General features: G+C 32.7%; 15 protein-coding genes, 2 tRNA genes and 1 rRNA gene. 4 read left to right on the top strand and 14 right to left on the bottom strand.

The window, feature by feature from the left end; all coding sequences use genetic code 11:
- Positions 1-197: 197 nt before the first annotated feature.
- Entirely contained in the window at positions 198-1,649 is a 1,452-nt protein-coding gene (locus RB619_RS14855) for an NAD(P)/FAD-dependent oxidoreductase (protein WP_308099644.1), read from the bottom strand.
- A 193-nt stretch (positions 1,650-1,842) separates the two neighbouring features.
- Here RB619_RS14855 and RB619_RS14850 point away from each other — a divergent pair, with 193 nt between their 5' ends.
- On the top strand, positions 1,843-2,238 hold the full coding sequence (locus RB619_RS14850) for a VOC family protein (RefSeq protein WP_308098814.1): 396 nt from the start codon (positions 1,843-1,845) through the stop codon (positions 2,236-2,238).
- Positions 2,239-2,334: 96 nt separating this feature from the next.
- On the opposite strand, the gene RB619_RS14845 is transcribed toward RB619_RS14850, so the two are convergent.
- The 8 genes from RB619_RS14845 to RB619_RS14810 form a co-directional block, all read right to left on the bottom strand.
- The gene (locus RB619_RS14845) at positions 2,335-2,583 is read right to left on the bottom strand and encodes a hypothetical protein (protein WP_308098813.1); all 249 of its coding nucleotides are present in this window, start codon (positions 2,581-2,583) and stop codon (positions 2,335-2,337) included.
- A 108-nt stretch (positions 2,584-2,691) separates the two neighbouring features.
- On the bottom strand, positions 2,692-3,834 hold the full coding sequence (locus RB619_RS14840; protein ID WP_308098811.1) for an NAD(P)/FAD-dependent oxidoreductase: 1,143 nt from the start codon (positions 3,832-3,834) through the stop codon (positions 2,692-2,694).
- 50 nt (positions 3,835-3,884) lie between these two features.
- Positions 3,885-4,652, bottom strand: coding sequence for an AraC family transcriptional regulator (locus RB619_RS14835; protein WP_308098810.1), 768 nt, complete (start codon positions 4,650-4,652; stop codon positions 3,885-3,887).
- Positions 4,653-4,900: 248 nt separating this feature from the next.
- The gene (locus RB619_RS14830; RefSeq protein ID WP_308098808.1) at positions 4,901-7,177 is read right to left on the bottom strand and encodes an ATP-binding protein; all 2,277 of its coding nucleotides are present in this window, start codon (positions 7,175-7,177) and stop codon (positions 4,901-4,903) included.
- A complete protein-coding gene (locus RB619_RS14825) occupies positions 7,177-7,779 on the bottom strand; it encodes a biliverdin-producing heme oxygenase (RefSeq protein WP_308098806.1) in 603 nt (200 codons plus the stop codon). The genes RB619_RS14830 and RB619_RS14825 overlap by 1 nt, the downstream gene beginning before the upstream one ends.
- Before the next feature lie 190 nt (positions 7,780-7,969).
- Positions 7,970-8,473: an endonuclease V gene (locus tag RB619_RS14820; RefSeq protein ID WP_308098804.1), complete on the bottom strand. Its 504-nt coding sequence runs from the start codon at positions 8,471-8,473 to the stop codon at positions 7,970-7,972.
- A 53-nt stretch (positions 8,474-8,526) separates the two neighbouring features.
- Positions 8,527-9,855 carry a HAMP domain-containing sensor histidine kinase gene (locus RB619_RS14815; protein ID WP_308098799.1) on the bottom strand — a complete coding sequence of 443 codons (1,329 nt, stop codon included), beginning with the start codon at positions 9,853-9,855 and terminating at the stop codon, positions 8,527-8,529.
- A 1-nt stretch (position 9,856) separates the two neighbouring features.
- Positions 9,857-11,203 (bottom strand): sigma-54 dependent transcriptional regulator, encoded by a 1,347-nt coding sequence (locus RB619_RS14810; protein WP_308098797.1) that lies wholly within the window; start codon positions 11,201-11,203, stop codon positions 9,857-9,859.
- Between the two features lie 273 nt (positions 11,204-11,476).
- Here RB619_RS14810 and RB619_RS14805 point away from each other — a divergent pair, with 273 nt between their 5' ends.
- From RB619_RS14805 to RB619_RS14795, 3 genes are read left to right on the top strand one after another with little or no spacing between them, the layout of a single operon-like run.
- The gene (locus RB619_RS14805) at positions 11,477-12,187 is read left to right on the top strand and encodes an ABC transporter ATP-binding protein (protein WP_308098795.1); all 711 of its coding nucleotides are present in this window, start codon (positions 11,477-11,479) and stop codon (positions 12,185-12,187) included.
- A gap of 4 nt (positions 12,188-12,191) precedes the next feature.
- Positions 12,192-14,615 (top strand): FtsX-like permease family protein, encoded by a 2,424-nt coding sequence (locus RB619_RS14800; protein WP_308098793.1) that lies wholly within the window; start codon positions 12,192-12,194, stop codon positions 14,613-14,615.
- A 1-nt stretch (position 14,616) separates the two neighbouring features.
- Positions 14,617-17,034: an ABC transporter permease gene (locus tag RB619_RS14795; protein WP_308098787.1), complete on the top strand. Its 2,418-nt coding sequence runs from the start codon at positions 14,617-14,619 to the stop codon at positions 17,032-17,034.
- An 85-nt stretch (positions 17,035-17,119) separates the two neighbouring features.
- On the opposite strand, the gene lpxA is transcribed toward RB619_RS14795, so the two are convergent.
- The 5 genes from lpxA to rrf form a co-directional block, all read right to left on the bottom strand.
- Positions 17,120-17,887 carry an acyl-ACP--UDP-N-acetylglucosamine O-acyltransferase gene (lpxA, locus tag RB619_RS14790; RefSeq protein ID WP_308098777.1) on the bottom strand — a complete coding sequence of 256 codons (768 nt, stop codon included), beginning with the start codon at positions 17,885-17,887 and terminating at the stop codon, positions 17,120-17,122.
- A 64-nt stretch (positions 17,888-17,951) separates the two neighbouring features.
- Positions 17,952-18,515, bottom strand: a complete 564-nt coding sequence (locus RB619_RS14785; protein WP_308098771.1) for a Crp/Fnr family transcriptional regulator — start codon at positions 18,513-18,515, stop codon at positions 17,952-17,954.
- A 188-nt stretch (positions 18,516-18,703) separates the two neighbouring features.
- Positions 18,704-18,789: transfer RNA gene (locus RB619_RS14780), tRNA-Leu, on the bottom strand.
- A gap of 6 nt (positions 18,790-18,795) precedes the next feature.
- Positions 18,796-18,868, bottom strand: a tRNA-Phe gene (locus RB619_RS14775).
- Between the two features lie 71 nt (positions 18,869-18,939).
- Positions 18,940-19,049, bottom strand: a 5S ribosomal RNA gene (rrf, locus tag RB619_RS14770).
- Positions 19,050-19,086 lie beyond the last annotated feature (37 nt).

Here is a 19,086-nt window from a genome sequence, read left to right as displayed (position 1 = left end):
AAAATTTATTTCGATACAAATTTGAAAAAGAAGCAAGAGCTACGCGACCGAATAAAAAAAGTCGTACTCATTTGTTTTAAAAAAATGGTACGACTTTTTTAGTCTATTAGTACGAATGTTCACAAAACAATGTTTTACAATGTTTTACAACAAAAAACAGCCAATAAAAATTTAAGAATTATCAAAATAGCTAAAAATTATTTTTTCTTCAAACAGCGTCCTCTAGGCTCATCACCTTCGTGAAGTACAATTTCAGAATGAAGAAATAGTGCCGCATCGGCAGAATCTTTTACTTTGACAGCGCTGCGTTTTAGCATTTCGGCTTCAAATTCATTTAAAACACTTTCTCTGATTCCAACTTTTTTCCAATGCTTTAAAGATTTGCATCCTCTTGTGATGTTTCTAGCCAAAGAAAGCGCATCAAGTAGTGCTTGATTAGCGCCTTGTCCTTTAAAAGGACTCATTGGATGTGCCGCATCACCAATTAAAGTAACTGCGTCGCCTTTTTTCAATATTTCAGCATCGAGTAATTCTCGATCGTAAACAGGATAACCCGAAACTTGAGTTTCATTTGTTGCGCTCAAAATCTGCGGAATAGGATTGTGCCATTGTGTTCTTCCGATTGCTTCTTCTTTTAGTGCTTTTGGGCCGAGTGCACTTAATTCCTTAGCTTCATTTTCTGACATTGGAAAACTAAGCTGCCACATTACCGAATCTGCTTTATAAGGCATTATATAAATTCGTTCGTTTCCATTTGCGGTTTGAAACACGGTCGCCGAATCTAATAAATCACTTTCAACATCTTCAAGCGCACTCAACGGGCAAATTCCTAATATCACAATACAATCTAAATATCGCAAAGGTGCAATATCGTCTCCTAAAAGCAATCTTCGCACTGAACTTCGAATACCATCGGCACCAACAACAAGATCTGCTTTTGATTTCTTTGTTTCTCCGTCGACATTAAAAGTTAACTCAACGCCTTCGCTCCCATTTTGTTTAAAATCGACTAATTGATGTCCCCATTGTAAAGCATCACTTTCTCCAAGTTGTTGCAAAAGTTCTAATCGCAGTGACTGTCTTGCGATATGTATATTCGAACGTTTCGGAGATTTTTTTTCTTCTGACTGAATCCACTTTCTGTTTCCCCACTCTCCAATTACTTTTCCTTCTGTTGTATGAACCAAATGTCTGGATGAAACAACGCCATCTTTTAAAGTTAAAATTCCTAATCCTGCCATTGCTTTACTTGCTTGTTGCAAAGTCAATCCGTAACCTTGCGATCTAGCATCAAAATTAGTATCGCGTTCATAAATAGTAAACGGAATTTGTCGGTGCAAACAAGCCACAGCTAAAGCGACTCCACCAATTCCGCCACCAATAATAGCAACATGTGGATAGTTTTCTTTATTTGTTAAAGGAGAATTTGAAGTTTGGACTAATCCAGATCCGTTGCAATTTAAACACAATTTTAAATGCGCTTTAGGAGGAACTGGCGGTTTTCCTTCGCTTTTATTGTTTTCAAATTGGTCCAATTCCAATTGATAACGAAGCTTCACTTTTTTGCTGATGCGCTGGCTTTTTTTTCCTCTTCCCTGACATTCTTCACAAATCGTCCAGTTTGTTTCTTCCTTTTTCACTTTTTTAATTGGTCTTTATTTTCAGCGTTTTGCACTTTGCAGCAGTAATGCAAAATTAAAACAAAAGATTGCCAGTTCAAAACTCCTTTAGGTTTAAAAAAATCACAGTTTTATATAACAAAATTTTATAAGTTATTGAAAACCAATTAAAACATTAATTCAGTAATTTAGATTATTAACTATTTAACTAAAACTAAAGTTTATGGAAACGAAAATGATATGGGCAAACTTGGTTTCACATGATTTGCAAAAAACAATTAAATTTTATTCAGATCTGGGATTCAAGCAAAACGGAAAAGAAACCGAAGAATTAGTAAGTTTTATTTACGGAGAAAATAATTTTGTGATCAACTTTTTTATCCCAAAAAGGTTTGACAATGCCTTGCGAGGCAAATCTGCCGATACTAAAACTGAGAATGAAATCATTTTTTCGTTGTCTGCAGACAGCAGAGAAAATGTTGACGAATGGTATAAAATCGTAAAAAATGCTGGTGCAAAAATCTTCTCCGAGCCTGAAAATTTTCAGCAAGGCTACACTTTTGGTTTTACAGATCCTGATGGTCACAAATTCAACTTTTTATATTGGCCGGGAATGTAAATTTAAAATGCATTTCAGCTAAAATTCGCTAATAAAAAACTCCTTAATTTCTTAAGGAGTTTTTTTATTGTATTTCGAAAAAAGCTAAATCACACTTTATAGTCCTCTGCTTTTTTTCTCTTTTTGCAAGGTTTTCAAAGTATTTGCATTGACCATTACAATTATTCCAAGCGAGAGCGGAATAACGGTCAAAGCACTAAATTGTTTCTTTACAATTGTAAGCCATATTCCTAATGCTAGCAATAGTATAGCAAAAAACAGTAAAAGATAAATTATTGTTTTAAAGAGTACTTCATTTTTAAGTAATTCTTCGTTGGTCATTTCTTCTGGTTTTTTGGCAGCCATAATTTATTATTTAGTAGTCATAAAATTACTTTTTTATTTGATAAAACAAATAACGTTCAAACTAAAAATGAATACAATAGGTCAAAAATTTATGACTACCTAAAAAGCTTAATTGACAAATTTCATAAAAGAAAAATCTGGAGCGCGCATTACAAGCTCATTATTTCTGGTTTCTTCCTGCGCTTCCTTGGCATAAGCAAACATTTTTTGCTCATAAGATGCAATTGCGGTTTCAATGCTTTCAAATTCGCCATTTAAAAGATTTTCTGCCAAAATCATCGCATCGACCAAACCAATATTTGCGCCTTGACCAGCAAATGGAGGCATTAAATGTGCCGCGTCACCAATAAGTGTTATGGGTAAAGACCGGTTAGTTTTCCATTCTTTTTCTAATGAAATTTTTCTTGTTGGAAGTCCAACAAAAAATGATGTTGCACGAAATAACTCTTTATAAGTTTCATCCCAATCAGAAAATCGATTGATTAAAAATGAACTGATGCTTTCTGTGTTTTTAAAATCCAATTCATTTTCAGAAATCCAGTTTGACGGCGTTTTAAAAATCACATTATAACTCAACGATGTTGCATTCTTTGGGTTTGCCACTAATAAATTTCCGTTATATGAAGTCATTAAGATATTTTCATCACATAAATCGAAAAAATCTTTGCAGTTAATTTCGGCCTGAGAAACTTCACCCTGAATCATATACGTTCCTGTTTCTTCAACTTCTGCATCAGTTATATATTTTCTAATTGCCGACATGCCGCCATTTGCGCCAATTATAAAATCTGCTGTTTCGGTTTTGTTGTTTTCGAAATGCAAAAACCATTTTCCATTCTTAATTTCGAGTTCGTTTACTTTGCTATTCCAGACAACAGTATCACTTTTTAAGTTATTTAAAAGCAAATTTCTTAAATCGTTTCTGTTTATTTCAGGATTGTCGTGCGCTTCTTCTGGAGTTGTATTGTGTTTAAATAAAGTTTTACCGTTTTGATCTGCAACGGTTCTTCCCATCGGAATTGCGAGTTCGAAATAGCGTTCTAACAATCCCGCTTTTTGCATCGCCTCTTGTCCGGAATTTTTATGCAAATCTAAAGTTCCGCCCCAAATTCTAGTTTGCGCATCTTTATCTCTTTCATAAACGTTTACGTCAATTCCTTTTTGCTGAAGCAAAATTGCCATTGTCAAACCAACCGGGCCAGCGCCAATAATGGCTATTTTTTTATTTTGTAGTAACATCTTCTGTATCATTTAATTTCGATACAAAATTGCGAAGAAGGTTTTGACAGAAATAGTAAAAATCAGTCGTTTTTTTGAGTTGGCAGTTTTTTAATCGCTGCAATATCCATAAAACGTTCATCTTTATTTTTGCTGAGCTCTTTTGGTGTAACGCCCGAATATTTCTTTATTTCTTTTATAAAATGATTTTGATCTGTGAAGTTCAATTCAGGAAAAAGTCGGCCTTCGCTTAAATCTTTAAAAGAAGATCCAAAACGCAGAATCTTGCAATATTCTTTAAGTGAAATTCCGAATTGCTGATTAAAATACCGATTAATCTGGCGACTGCTCCAAAACACTTTTTCTGAAAGTTCTTTTACAGTTATAGCGCCATGCGATGCATAAATAAGTTCAAATAATTTCTTCTTTCTGTCATCTATTGGTTTTATGGAAATTGAATTGATCTTCTGCGTTACTTTTTTCTGAAATTTTTCTAAACTTTCGGTATCAATTTCATCAAATTGCCAAAAATCATTCGGAATCGTTTTTCCTCCGTTCAAAACCTCTTTTATAGAATCTCCAAATAAATATTCAACAGCCAAAAGTTTAAATCCAACAGAAAATATTCGCACATCTTTAGCAATATTAACTTGACTTGAAACTGTATCCAATCCGCGAATTGAAATTTCCCAATTCTTAGTATTTATTTTCATGAGCGTCATATCCATCATTCCGTTTGGGAGTATTGTTCCCGGAATGTCATTTCCCGTTTTGTTCTCCACCATCCAAAAGCTGTGAACAAAATGTGAAATAGAAGCGTCTGGTAAAAGGGATTGGATAGTGAGTTTCATTTTTATTTAATTGAATTCAAACGAGATAACAATTAAGCAACAATATCCTTGAAGTTCAGCAGACTCGAAGTCTGCAATATTACAAAGCTTAATTTAACCACAAATTACACAAATTTCCGCGAATTAATTTGTGTAAATTTGCGCAATTTGCGGTTAAAAAGTTTTTTAGAAGCTGAAAGCTATATATACTAAAACAGATAGTTTTGAACTATTTCTGAGACCAATATAATTTTCCTTGGAATGCATCATTACAAAGGCAAAAGTGTATCTTCAGGATCACACGGAAAATAAATAACAATATCTGCACCTTCACCTAGTTTTCCTTCAGCATGAATATCACCACCAACAGTCTGCATAATTTTTTTACATAAAGCTAAACCTATTCCAGATCCGGTATATTGTTCCTGCGCATGAAGTCTTGTGAATATTTTAAAAATTGATTCGGCATATTGCGGTTCAAAACCAATTCCGTTATCCGAAAAACGAACCCAATAACAATACACTTTATACAAATGATGCATAATTACCGGTTCCTGAGAAGCCGTTATTTTGATTTTTGGAGTCCTTTCAGATGATGAATATTTTAATGAATTCTGAAGAACATTGGCAAACAACTGTCTCATTAAAAAATGGATGGCATGAACTTCAGGAAGTTTTTCCGATTCAATTACTACATTGCTTTCTGCAATTGTTTCGTTCATTTCTTTAATAGTCGCCTCAAGAATTTCGTTCAGATTTACTTTTTGCAAAGTTTCTCTGTTATTTTTGATTCGTGTATATTTTAGAATATCTTCCAGTAAAACACTCATTCTACTGGCCGATTTTGAAACACGTTCTAAAGAATTTGAAATGGATTCTGAGGAGATACTATCAATTTCAGACAACGTTTTGGATGTAATAAGCTGAATTTTACGTAAAGGTTCCTGAAGATCATGTGTACTAATCCAGTTGATATTTTCAAGTTCCGAATTGGTTTCTTTTAATATTTCACTTTGGTTGCGGTACTTTTCCTCTTCTTCGCTCAACATAATCAATATAAGATGATTCTGCAACGTATGCGCATATTGAACCGCTACATTTATTTCGTATGGTCTCCAAATACTGCTTTGATTTTTAACAATCTGTTTCCAAATATTAAATGAATTTCGCGGATGCAGACCATTACTATCTTTTATGATACTTTTCTCAGGATCACCACCCCAATTTATTTCCGAAACAGTTTCCGGTCTGTACCATATAATATGATCATTATTACCAAGCGAATGATAAATAATCCCGGCGAAATCTGAATTTTGCGCTATTTCAGGAAAATGATCACTGATTTTATTGGTTACAAAAACTTTATCGTTGTTTTTGGCAGTAATCTCTTTTATTAAAATTTCGATTTTTTCATCTGAGGGTGTTTCTCCATTTTTGAAAATTTTTCCTCTTGAAACAATAGAAACACCTGTCGCATTACAAATATCTAATATTTGCTGTGTACTCACAATTGTCTCTAATCCCTCATGCAAAATAGGAAGTTCCAAATTTGTTAATTGTTCCAATGCCAGAGTTGCTTTTTGAGCACTTATATTTTCATCATTAGATTGTCTGATATCAATCTGAGAAGTTATAAACTGGCCTTGAAGTTTTGCTGCAAGCCTGATTTCCGGAGAAAGATTTTTCTCTGAATAATGATGGCAGGCAATCAAACCCCACAATCTATCATGGTGAATCAACGAAATGGTTAATGTTGCGCCAACTCCCATATTCTTTAAGTATTCGACATGAATTGGCGACGTGCTTCTTAATATCGAAAGACTTAGATCCAGATTTTTTCCTTCTTTATCATCAACCGTAAAAATAGGAACAGGTTTGTAGTCAATATCGACGATTAGACGCAACTGGTTTTTAATATACAATTCTCTTGCCTGAGCTGGAATGTCGGTATGTGGATAATGCAATCCTAAAAAGGGTTCGAGATCCTCCCTGCAGTCTTCGGCAAAAACTTCTCCATTATATTGTTCGTCAAAACGATAAATCATGACACGGTCATAACCTGTTATTTCGCGAGTTCCCTCCGCGACAAGAGCGCACAAATCTTTGAGCGATTTGGTGTTGTTCATTTGTGTTACAAACTGAATCGTCTGCGCATACACATCGGCAAGTTTTTCTTTTCCTTCAAACTTTGGCTCGGCCTCAAGAACATAAATATCAAAACTTTTATGTATGCTTATCTGAAACGATTTTCCTAAAAGCTCGATTTCCAGCGGAAAAACATCCTGAATTTTATCTTCATTAATATAATCTAAAATCTTTTTCTCAACATTCAAACCAAAAACAGCAACAAAATCCTGCCCCAATACTTGAGTATGACGCACATCTAAAAACTCAGAAATATTCTCTGTACAAAAATCTATTTTCCAGGAAGATGTAACACCGATCAAAAAACCATGTGGCTGGATTTTACCCGGAATATGTATAGGCTCATGCTCGCAATTGGTTAGCGTAACAAGATCCCGATTGACTATATCCTTAATCTTCATTATTTTGTTTTACAGTCAAAATGCTTGTAAATACTATCAAAAGCAAATATTGCTCCTTCTATAATTTCATCTCCGCAATTATGTTCTTGTTCGTATTCTGATAAAAAATTCAGAAATGATTTCCAAAAACTTCCGGTTTTATCACCATAACCATTAAAATAAGAAACGCCTTGATCACCTGAAAGTTCAGGAAACTTTGAAACATTCTTCAAAATAAATCTTCCGCCAAGAGTAGAACCTTCAACTACATATAAAATTCCTAAAGCAAATGGTGCCGAAATTCCTTCAGTTTGAAAAACTTTTACTGCATCTGATTTTTTTGCATTTAAAAATGAAAGATCATTTTCTATAAGATGTTTCTTTTTTCTTAGTTCTAAGTCTTCTAAAAGATCAGTAAAAAAAGGAAACACAAATGTTTCAGTATCGTTGTGAACATCATGCATTAAATTGAGATAAAAAATATAATCTTCAATCTTCATTTCAGGCGACATAATTGACGCAGAAACTGGAAGCTCTTCTAATTTTCTATGAGAATCAGCAGTTTGAGTCTTTATGTCGCTAAGGAAATTTGAAGTTATTGCAAAAGTAGGATTTGTGCTCATGGATATAAATTTTGTTTTTTAATGAGAGTCAATTTACAACTTCTCTTACACAAATTTAAGTAAAAAATTTTAGCACTATTTAAAAAATGCAATAATGTAAAATGGACGATTAACCTTCAATTAGACAAATCTCAAAAGTCATTTTTTCGCTTTCAGTTTTGTAATTAAAAGCGTTTTGTCCAGAAAGATTTTAAAGTTCTTTTGTGAGTCTGTCCATTTCTTTCAGCAAAGTCGGCACTCGAAATTCGCCGGCCATACTTTCCACTTTTTGAAAAGCATCATCCAAATCAATTCCGATAGAAGTTACATATAAAGGCTTTTTACTATCGCCTCTTAATAACGCTTTTTTATCTTTTTCAATACTGGCAAAATTCGTCTTAGCGACACCAATAATTGGAATTTTCTTTTCTAGCTTTTCATATAAATGGCCACCTAAGCCATATTTTTTATCGTCATCTAAATATACAAAACCGTCGACAATAATTGCAGAAACTGATTTTAAATCAATGTTATTCAATAAGCTGAGAATACATGGCAATTCTCTTCTATAAAATTCGCCTGGAACATAATCTTCTACATTATTAATAATTTCGGTGTGAACTTTAAAATCTTTTTCCTGATTCCATTCTGTAAATTCTAAGCAGACTGTTTTGGCTTTATTGTCGTAATAATAGGTATCGAAGGCTAATAACATAAATTAAAAATAGATAGTTTTCGCTAATATAAATTTATTTGGGCAGAAACAAATCAATCTTCAATTAAACAAATCTCAAAAACCGTTTTTCCGGTCTCACTTTTATAATTAATATAACCGCCATGCGCTTCAATAATATTTTTAGATAAAGTCAGACCAATTCCGGCGCCTTCATTTCTTGTGGTGAAAAACGGAAGGAAAATTTTGCTTTCGATTTCTTTTTCGATTCCATTTCCGCTGTCTGCAATTTTTATAAAAGTTCGTTTTTCTTTGGCTTCTGCCGAAATGAAAATCTGTTTTTGATTATTGTTTTTTAAAGCATTTATCGAATTCGTCAAAAGATTAATTAAAACTTGTTCGATTTGTTGTGTATCAACATTTATCAAATAATTAAATGAACTGGAATTTACGATTTCTATATTTTCCCTTTTCAACAAAGGTTCCATTATTCGAAGGCAATTCTGAATCAAATCCTGTAATTCAATTTTTTGTTTTTTTGGAGACGGAAGCATCGCCAGTTTGCGATAACCTTCAACGAATTTCTGTAAATGATCGCTTCGTCTGAGCATGGTTTCGACACTGTTTTTTATGTCGTCTAAATCTTCAGTTGACAATGAATCCTGCTCAACCAAATCCTGTAAATTTTGACAAATGGAACGAATTGGCGTTATCGAATTTAAAAGTTCATGGGAGATTACTTTCATCAAATTAATCCAGGCATCTTTCTCTTTTTTCTCGACAACATTCTGAATCGAATCTAATAAAACAATAAAATAATCATTTTCAAAAATCTCCGTTCGCGATGCCTGTAAAACAAAAGTCTGTGAATTTTGCTGATTAATACTGATTTCGATTGCCGTTTTTATTTCCTGAAAATCATCTTTATCAATAATATCGCACAATGTCGGCAACTGATTTTTAAGATATTTCCATTTTGAGAATTTCGGCACATTAAAATGATTTGAAAAATAATCATTCATTAAAAAAATACTCCAATCGTTTTCCTGTTTTTGCAGAATAATAATTCCTGTTTCAATATTATTTAAAATCGAAGTATAAATTATGTCTTTTGAAACCTGCTCATTTTGCTTGTTCTTCAAAATATCATAAAGCTGGAACAAATCATTTTTTCCCGATTTATGTTTTGAAAAATCGGAACTAAAATCATTTTGAATAATCGAAGAAATGGTTTTATCGTAAAGCAGAATGATATTTTTAACATAAAAATACAATTCGACAATCATAAAAAAGACAATCAAAAAGCCAAAAATAGGTGCGAATACATATTTGATTTTATGCAGATAAATAGAAAATTCGATTCCCACCAAAATCAAAATTAACCGCAGAAAAAGAAGCTGATATGTTTTTAAAGATTTTAGCATATTAATTGGTGCTGATATTATATTTTTCCAAACGTCGGTACAAAGAACCTCTTGATAAGCCTAGTTCTTCAGCGGTTTTACTGATATTATTATTGTGTTTCAGTAAAGCTTTTTCCACAGTCGCTTTTTCTACAGAAGAAAGCTGAATATCATCCGGATTTTCATATTCGGTTATTTGTTCCAAATCTAAATCGGAAACCGTGATTTTATTATTTTCACAAAGAATAATGGCGCGTTCGATCTTATTTTCCATTTCTCTGATATTTCCGTTCCAGGCATGTTTTTCGATTTGTTCTAAAACTTTTTTATCGAAAGTAATTTGGCTTCTTCCGTATTTTTCGCTGATTTTTTCCAACAAATATTCGGCTAACGGAATTTTATCTTCGATTCTTTCGCGCAAAGGAGGCAAAATAATTTCCATCGTATTAATTCGGTAATACAAATCTTCACGAAAATTTTTATCAGCAACTTCGAGTTTTAAATTCAAATTGGTTGCCGTAATAATTCTAACATTTAAAGGTCTTGGTTTTGTTTCGCCTAATCTTGTTACCGTTTTGGTTTGAATCACCTGCAATAATTTTGATTGCAAATGAAGCGGAACATTCCCTATTTCATCTAAAAAAATAGTTCCGTTTTGCGCCATTTCAAAACGTCCCGGCGTGTCAGTTTTTGCATCGGTAAAAGCACCTTTTGCGTATCCGAATAATTCGCTTTCGAAAATATTTGAATTTAAAGATCCTAAATCAACATTTATAAAAGGCTGATTTTTTCTTTCAGATTGTGCAAAAATATGATGCGCCAACACAAATTTTCCAGTTCCGTTTTCACCAAGAATCAAAACATTGGCATCCGTTTTTGCCACTTTATCGGCAAGCGAATACGCTTTTTTTATAATTTCAGAATGACCAATAAAAAAGTCATCAACACTTTCGGGGCTTTTAATTTTCTTTTGCTCTTTTCTCGCTTTGTCAACGGCCTGTTTTACCGATTCTAATAATTTTACATTTTCCCAAGGTTTCAAAATATAATCAAAAGCGCCAGATTTCAAACCTTCGACCGCCGTTTCCACTTTTCCAAAAGCGGTCATTAAAATCACAACTGTTTTTGGCGAAAGCGTTTTTATTTCTTTTAACAAATACAAACCTTCTCTTCCATCTTCAAAACCAATCCTGTAATTCATATCTAACAAAACAACATCGATGGTATTTTTTGCCAATAATTCGACAATATTTTTCGGATTATTGAGCGTATAAATGTTCTCGAAATACTTTTTCAGATAGACTTTCGACGCAAAAAGGATGTCTTCCTGATCGTCGATGATTAAAATTGAAGCGTTTGTCTTTTTCATTTTTGTTCGGTTTTGGACGAAAGGTGTCCACTTATGGACAGTAATACTTTTTTTCAGAAAATAAAATCTTAAAAATAAAGCAGTTACAAGGTTTAAATTTTTGGCACGAAAATCACAATTGTACTGATAAATCATTAATTATTAAGCCCTTTCGAAAGTAAAAATAACAAAAAATCGCATTGTTAATTATCTTAATTTTCCGATGCGTTTCTTTTACTTCAAAAGGGAAAATATTTTAAAAAGAAAATCAATCAAAACTAAAAACAATCCATTATGATTACGATCAACAAACTTTCAAAAGTATTTAGAACTGAGGAATTAGAAACCAAAGCATTAAGCGAAATTTCACTAACTATAAATCAAGGCGACTTTATTTCGATCATGGGGCCATCCGGAAGCGGGAAATCAACTTTATTAAATATCATCGGACTTTTGGACAGTGCTTCAGACGGAAGTTATCATTTACTTGACCAAGAAATGGTAGGTTTAAAAGAAAAATCAAGATCAAAAGCCAGAAAAGAAAATATCGGATTCATTTTTCAAAATTTCAATTTAATTGATGAATTGTCGGTTTATGACAATATTGAATTGCCTTTGATTTACAATAATGTTCCCTCTTCTGAAAGAAAGCAAAAGGTAAATGAGATGGCAAAAATTTTAGGAATTTCGCATCGATTGAAACATTTTCCGCAACAGCTTTCGGGCGGACAACAACAGCGTGTGGCGGTTGCGAGAGCTTTAATCAATAATCCGAAAATTATTTTGGCCGATGAGCCAACAGGAAACTTAGATAGTAAAAACGGAAATGAAGTTATGGAATTATTGACTGATCTTCATGCCAGCGGTTCTACAATTTTAATGGTAACGCACTCTGATTATGATGCTTCTTTTTCACAAAAAACCATTTTAATGAAAGATGGCGTTATTCTTTCTGAAAAACAAAATCATAGAAATGTCGATGTTTTAGTAACTTCTAAAAACTAGAGCCATGCTGAAGAATTGGATTAGTATTTTTATTTTTCAGGTAAAAAACAACAAGCTTTTTACAGCTTTGAATGTTTTGGGTTTGAGTATAGGAATTGCCGGATTGATTTTTGCCATTCTGTATTGGAATGATGAGCAAAGTTATGACCGATGGAATCCTAATAAAGACAATGTTTTTATGGTTGCCAATCAAATGGATCCTACTACATATTGGGCTTCAAGTTCGGCACCAATTGGTTCAACGATAAAAAACACAAGTCCGGAAGTTGAATCGTATTGTTATGTAAACGGAAATTATGATGATGAAATCATTCGTTACAATGGTAAAAAAGTACAATCCGAAAAAGTTGTTGTAGCGCAAAAAAACTTTTTTGATTATTTCCCGTATCAATTTATCGAAGGAAATGCAAAAACCGGTTTGCCCGATGGCAATAGTATTTGTTTGTCTGAAGAACTTGCAATACAACTTTTTGGAAGTGAAAGTGCATTTGGCAAAAAAATAGTTTTGCAAAATCAAGTTTTAGTTGTCAGAGGTGTTTATAAACTGGATAAAAAATCGGTTTTTAATCCTTCTTGCATAGTCAATTTTATGGATTTAAGAATAAAAAACACTATTCAGCAATGGGGGAATTTTCAGTTTATACTTTTATTAAAATTAAAAAATCCAACTGATGCAGGATTAGTAACAAAAAGCCTTTCTAAAATTTATTATGATAACATGACTGCGCCTCGCGCCAAATTTCAGGGTATGACTCCAGAAGAGTTTATTAAAAAATTTGGAGAAGTAAAACCTCATTTAGAACCTTTGTCCTCTATTCGTTTGCATACCAAAACTGGCGGTCTCATAGAGAGCAACGGAAATTATCAGCTTTTGCTAATTTTTATGGGGCTTTCAATCTTGATCCTGATCTTATCTATTGTAAATTATGTTAATTCGGCAACCGCAAATGCTGTAAAAAGAGCGAAAGAAATAGGAGTTCGAAAAGTTATTGGCGCTTCTAAAACCAATATAATTCTGCAATTTATTTTTGAGACTGCAATCATTTTATTGTTTTCCATTTTGGTTTCTCTTGTTATTGTCGAGCTTTCGATTCCTTATTACAATGCTTTTTTAGAAAAAGATTTTGTACTGCAAAGCTGGCAATTGTATTTACAATTAGGCGCTATCTTTATTGTAACAGTAATTGTAGCAGGAATATTTCCGGCGATTTATGTTTCGAATTTTGAGGTTTTAAAAGTCTTGAGAGGAAATTTTATTCGAAGCAAAAGTGGCGTTTGGCTTCGTAACGGGATGTTGATTTTTCAATTTGCTGTGGCCGCTTTCTTTATAATCGGCTCTTATATTGTATATCAACAAATTGATTACATGAATTCTAAGGATTTAGGTTTTAACGGAAACCAAATTTTAAACATCTCTTATCGAAATATCTATGGTGAAAAAATTACCGATAAAGATCAATTTGGCAAATATAATAACATCAAAAATCAACTGCTACGCATAAAAGGAGTTCAGCAAGTCGCTGGCGGTGGCTTTGTTATGGGAAATGGTGCAAAATCTGTAATTTCTTATCATTATAAAGACATCAATATTGATGGGAACAATGTTCCTGTAGATTTTGGACTTCTTGAAATGATGAAAATAAAATTAATCAAAGGTCGCTATTTTAGTCCGAAATATGCTCAGGATACCATCAATTCGATGTTGATCAATGAAACTGCGTTAAAATTATTGAATGAAAAAGATCCTATTGGTAAAAAAATAAACTGGGACGGAAAAGAAGCCATTATCGTGGGAGTTATAAAAGATTTTAATATTGGAAATCCGGGCGAAGCTATACCACCAATGTCAATATTCCACTTTAAAAGCGTGCCTTGGTTTAATAGTCTTTTAAATAATATTTATGTAACCGCAGATCCCAAAACAATGCAGCAAACTATTGCTGATATAGAAGGTTTATGGGTAAAGAAAATAGATTCAGAATATCCATTTTCATATGATTTTGTAGATAAGGAATACAAAAGGTCGTATAGCAGTTATGTAAAACAAAAAAATCTTTTTTCGTTGCTAAACATCATTGTTATTATAATTGCTCTTATTGGTTTGTTTGCACTAGCTTCTTATTCTATTGAAAGGCGTATGAAAGAAATTGCTATTCGAAAAACACTTGGTGCCGAAACGAATGATTTATTGAAGGATCTTTGTAAGCAATATGTTCTTTTCAGTATAATTGGTTTTTTGATTGCTTCTTTTCCTGCCTACTATTTATTAAATAAATGGTTAGAGAATTTTGCTTATAGAGTTTCTATTTCTATTTCTCCTTTTCTAATTGGGTTCACAGCTTTATTATTACTAACGCTTGCAGTGGTTCTTTCGCGCTCCTATCAAGCTACAAAAACTGACATTTTAAAATATTTAAAATACGAATAAGATGCTAAAAAACTGGCTCCACATATTTATTTACCAAATTAAAAACAACAAGCTTTTCACAGCTTTGAATGTTTTAGGATTATCAATTGGAATTTCAGGATTGATTTTCGCGCTCCTTTACTGGAACGACGAGCAAAGTTATAATGCCTGGAATCCTGAGAAAGAAAAAGTATATCAGGTTTTGGTTCAACTAAGCGATATGCCAGCCCTATCCGATTGTGCCTTATTCCTAAAACCGGCTTTAGACCAAGATCCTAATATAGAATCTATACTTTATGCTGATAGCTGGTATCAAAAGGATAAAATTATTTACAAAGGAAAAAAAGAGTTTGTAGATAAAATTATAAATGTCGAACAAAATTTCTTTTCTTTTTTTCCTTTCGAAATTATTAAGGGTGATGCAATTTCAGCTATAAAAGATGATTCCAGCATTGCTATTTCATATATTACAGCTAAAAGGATTTTTGGAAATGAGAACCCCATTGGAAAACAAATAAAATGCTTTAACCAGCTCTTTTCTGTAAGGGCCGTGTACCGTATTCCTGGAAATTCTTCAATTGCGCCAAATGTCATCATCAATAAAATGAAACAATATACAACTTCCGGATTGAGGGGTCCGTTTGTTTTAAAATTATTATTAAAAGTAAAAGATCCGTCAAAAGTTGATCTTATAAGACAGAAACTCGAAAGAATTTACAATCACGATTTTATTGCGATAATTGCCAAAGAAGCAGGTTTTACGGCCGAAGTTATGACTAAAAAAGTGGGGCATTTTACAGTTATTCTTGAACCTTTATCAAAAGCCCGATTACACTCGATAACCGATGGTTATCCAGAAGCGCGAGGAAATTATCAATTTTTAATCATCATGATGGGTTTATCTGTTTTAATTCTCATTCTGTCGATTGTTAACTATGTCAATCTCGCCACTGCAAACGCGGTAAAGCGAGCAAAAGAAGTGGGAGTTCGTAAAATATCGGGGGCTTCTAAAGGTGATATTATCATTCAGTTTCTATTTGAAACTATTTTAACAACCAGTTTCTCTGTTTTACTAGCATTGGTAATCGTAGAACTCATTTTGCCTTATTACAACAACTTTTTAAATAAAAACCTTCTACTTCTTGCCAATCAATTTTATGTACAATTGCTTCTGATTTTCATCATTACGATTTTCACTGCTGGATTATTGCCGGCAATTTATATCGCCAATTTTAAAACCTTTAAAGTTTTGAAAGGAAATTTCGAAAGAAGCAAAAATGGTATTTGGTTGCGTAATGGAATACTTATTCTTCAATTTGCAATTGCTGCTTTTTTTATTATTGGCTCTAACATTGTATATCAGCAAATTAAATATTTACAAAATAAAGATCTTGGTTTTAAAGGCGATCAGGTAATTTCGGTTTCCCTAAATTTTCCATCAATCGAATATCAGTCCGAAAATGTCGCACAAAATATTTACAGTAAATACAGCATTATACAACAACAACTGTATAAAATTAAGGGAGTTCAACAAGTTTCGACTGGCCTTATTTCTTTTGACGGATTAGATAATTCTCTCGCCGGGGTTTTGTACAATAATGAACTTTTTAAGGAAAGAATAATCAATTTGGATTATGGGATGTTTGAAATGCTGAATATTAAAATAATAAAAGGACGAGATTTTGATAAAAAATTAGCGTCTGACACCATTAATTCAGTTATAATAAATGAAACGGCTGAAAAACTAATGAATCTAAAATCTCCTCTTGGAAAAGAACTTGTAATACGGGAGCAAAAATTAAAAATCATTGGCGTTGTCAAAGATTTTAACATATTAAGCCCCGAATTAAAGGTACCGCCAATTGTTTTCAATCATATTAAAACCTTTGATATGGCTGAAAACATAAATAAAGTTTACATAAAACTAAATGCTGACAATTTGGAAAACACGATCACCAATATTGAAAAATTATGGTCGAAAGTCGATACCGAATACCCGTTTCAATATGATTTTGTAGACAAACAATATGCGAGAACTTATGAAACTTACTCAAAACAAAAAAGCTTATTTTCATTGCTCAATATTGTTGTAATTCTAATTGCTCTTTTTGGATTATTTGCCTTAGCATCTTATTCTATACAACGACGCATGAAAGAAATTGCCATTCGAAAAACATTAGGTGCCGAAACCAATGTTTTACTCAAAGAATTATCGAAACAGTATGTTTTGTATTGTATTATAGGATTTCTAATTGCATTATTTCCCGTTTACTTCCTATTGAATAAATGGCTTCAAAATTTTGCTTTTAGAATTGACATTACCATAATGCCGTTCGTTGCAGGATTTATTATCCTATTAGTTCTGACTTTAATAATTGTTTTATCACGAGCTTATTACGCAACTAAAGCAAATGTCTTGAAATACCTCAAATATGAGTAGAAGGCTTGTCAAGGTATTTTTCATCTAATTTTAATTCACATAACAATAAAGTCTCCAATACAAAATATTGGAGGCTTTTTATATTCTACACGCCTTTCACTATTCCGCGTTTTGATGATTTAATAAAATTTAAAATCTCATCACGCTCAACAGTTGGTTCAAAATTTTCTTCGATATATTCTAAGGCGTTTTTAGTATTTCTCTTTTCCTGAAAAATAATTTTATAAATTGCTTTAATCTCCTCCATTTTTGCGGAAGTAAAACCTCTCCTACGAAGACCGACACTATTTAATCCTACATATTGCAAGGGCTCATGTGCAACTGTAATATAAGGCGGAATATCTTTTACAATTCTACTCAAACCACTAACCATACAATGACTACCAATAGATGAAAATTGATGAATAGCTGTCAATCCACTAATATTAGCCCAATCCCCAACAATCACTTCTCCAGCCATTCCGACACTAAAACCAATAATGCAATTGTCACCAACAAAACAATCATGGCCAATATGAGCATTTGCCATAATTAAATTAGAATTTCCAATTCGAGTTTTTCCCTTTGAAGAAGTACCACGATTAATCGTAACATTTTCTCTAATAATGTTATTATCTCCCATTTCCAATAAAGTGTATTCACCATTAAATTTTAAATCCTGCGGAATTCCACCTAATACCGTACCTGAGTGAATTTGGCAATTATTTCCAATTCTCGAACCACTTAAAATTGTAACGTTATTTCCTAACCAAGAATTATCACCTATTATTACATCATTTTCGATTGTGGTAAAATTTCCAAAGTGAACGTTTTTTCCAATAATTGCACTTTTGTCTATTACAGTATTTTTCAATAGTACTTAATTTAATAACATAGCAAATATTGAAAAAAAGAAAAATTTATTTTTTGACCTAATATCAAATAATTGAAGCGCGAATCCGGCTTAAAGTTTCCTGACTTACACCAATTAACGAAGCGATGTGTTTTAACTTAGCTTTTTGAATCATTTGAGGAAATGATTCTAATAGAAATAGATATTTTTTCTCAGCCGTCATTACACGAAATAAATGATGAAATTCATTAATTCTAGAAAGATAATGTCGAAGTTGTTTAAGGTGAAATTTTAAAAATAATGGATATTCCAATAAAATTTGCTCATCAGAATATGATAAAGAATAGACGACTGTCTCCTCACAGGTCTGAAATATTTCAAACGAAGGTTTTTGTTCAAAAAAACTGCTCATGGAAGTAATGAACTGATTATCGGTATAGATCCACTTTGTAACTTCTTCATCGTTCTCAAAGCAAAATCTTCGAACTGCACCAGAACTGATGAAATAAATCTTGTCACATATTTTATGCTCTTGGATTATAAACTCATTTTTCTTAAACTTTTCTTCAACAAAAAATTTCCGAATTGCATTTTCAGTGTCAGTATCTAACTTTTGAAAACTATTTATAACGGTAATTAGTTCGTTCATAATGTAATTACTAAAGAAAACAAATTTATCATTATTTCCGAAGATGAAGATCTAAAAACTAATAAGGTCCAACAAAAAAGGTCTTAAAGCTAAAATAAGCTCTTTTAATATAAAATCTATAAGAAATCAAAGGGAGGAACTTCAATTCAAAAAAAAACTTCAATTAGCAAAGCCAATTGAAGTTTTAGTACTCAGAGCGGGACTTGAACCCGCACGAACATTGCTGTTCACTGGATTTTAAGTCCAGCGTGTCTACCAATTTCACCATCCGAGCATTATGTGGTACCTCCAGGGATCGAACCAGGGACACATGGATTTTCAGTCCATTGCTCTACCATCTGAGCTAAGGTACCGTAATTTATCTATACAAAATAAATAAATTTAGAATAAAAAATCCCGATTCATAAAATCGGGATTTTCAAAAGAAAGGCGACGACATACTCTCCCACAATACTGCAGTACCATCTGCGCAGGCGGGCTTAACTTCTCTGTTCGGGATGGGAAGAGGTGAGCCCCGCCGCAATAACCACCTTAAGGTTTTTAGTGACTAGTCCTTAGTGATTAGTAATTA

Origin of the sequence: Flavobacterium sp. LHD-80, assembly GCF_030929605.1 — a bacterium.
In the GTDB taxonomy this organism is placed as follows: Bacteria; Bacteroidota; Bacteroidia; order Flavobacteriales; family Flavobacteriaceae; genus Flavobacterium.
This window is presented reverse-complemented; position numbering and strand designations above follow the sequence as displayed.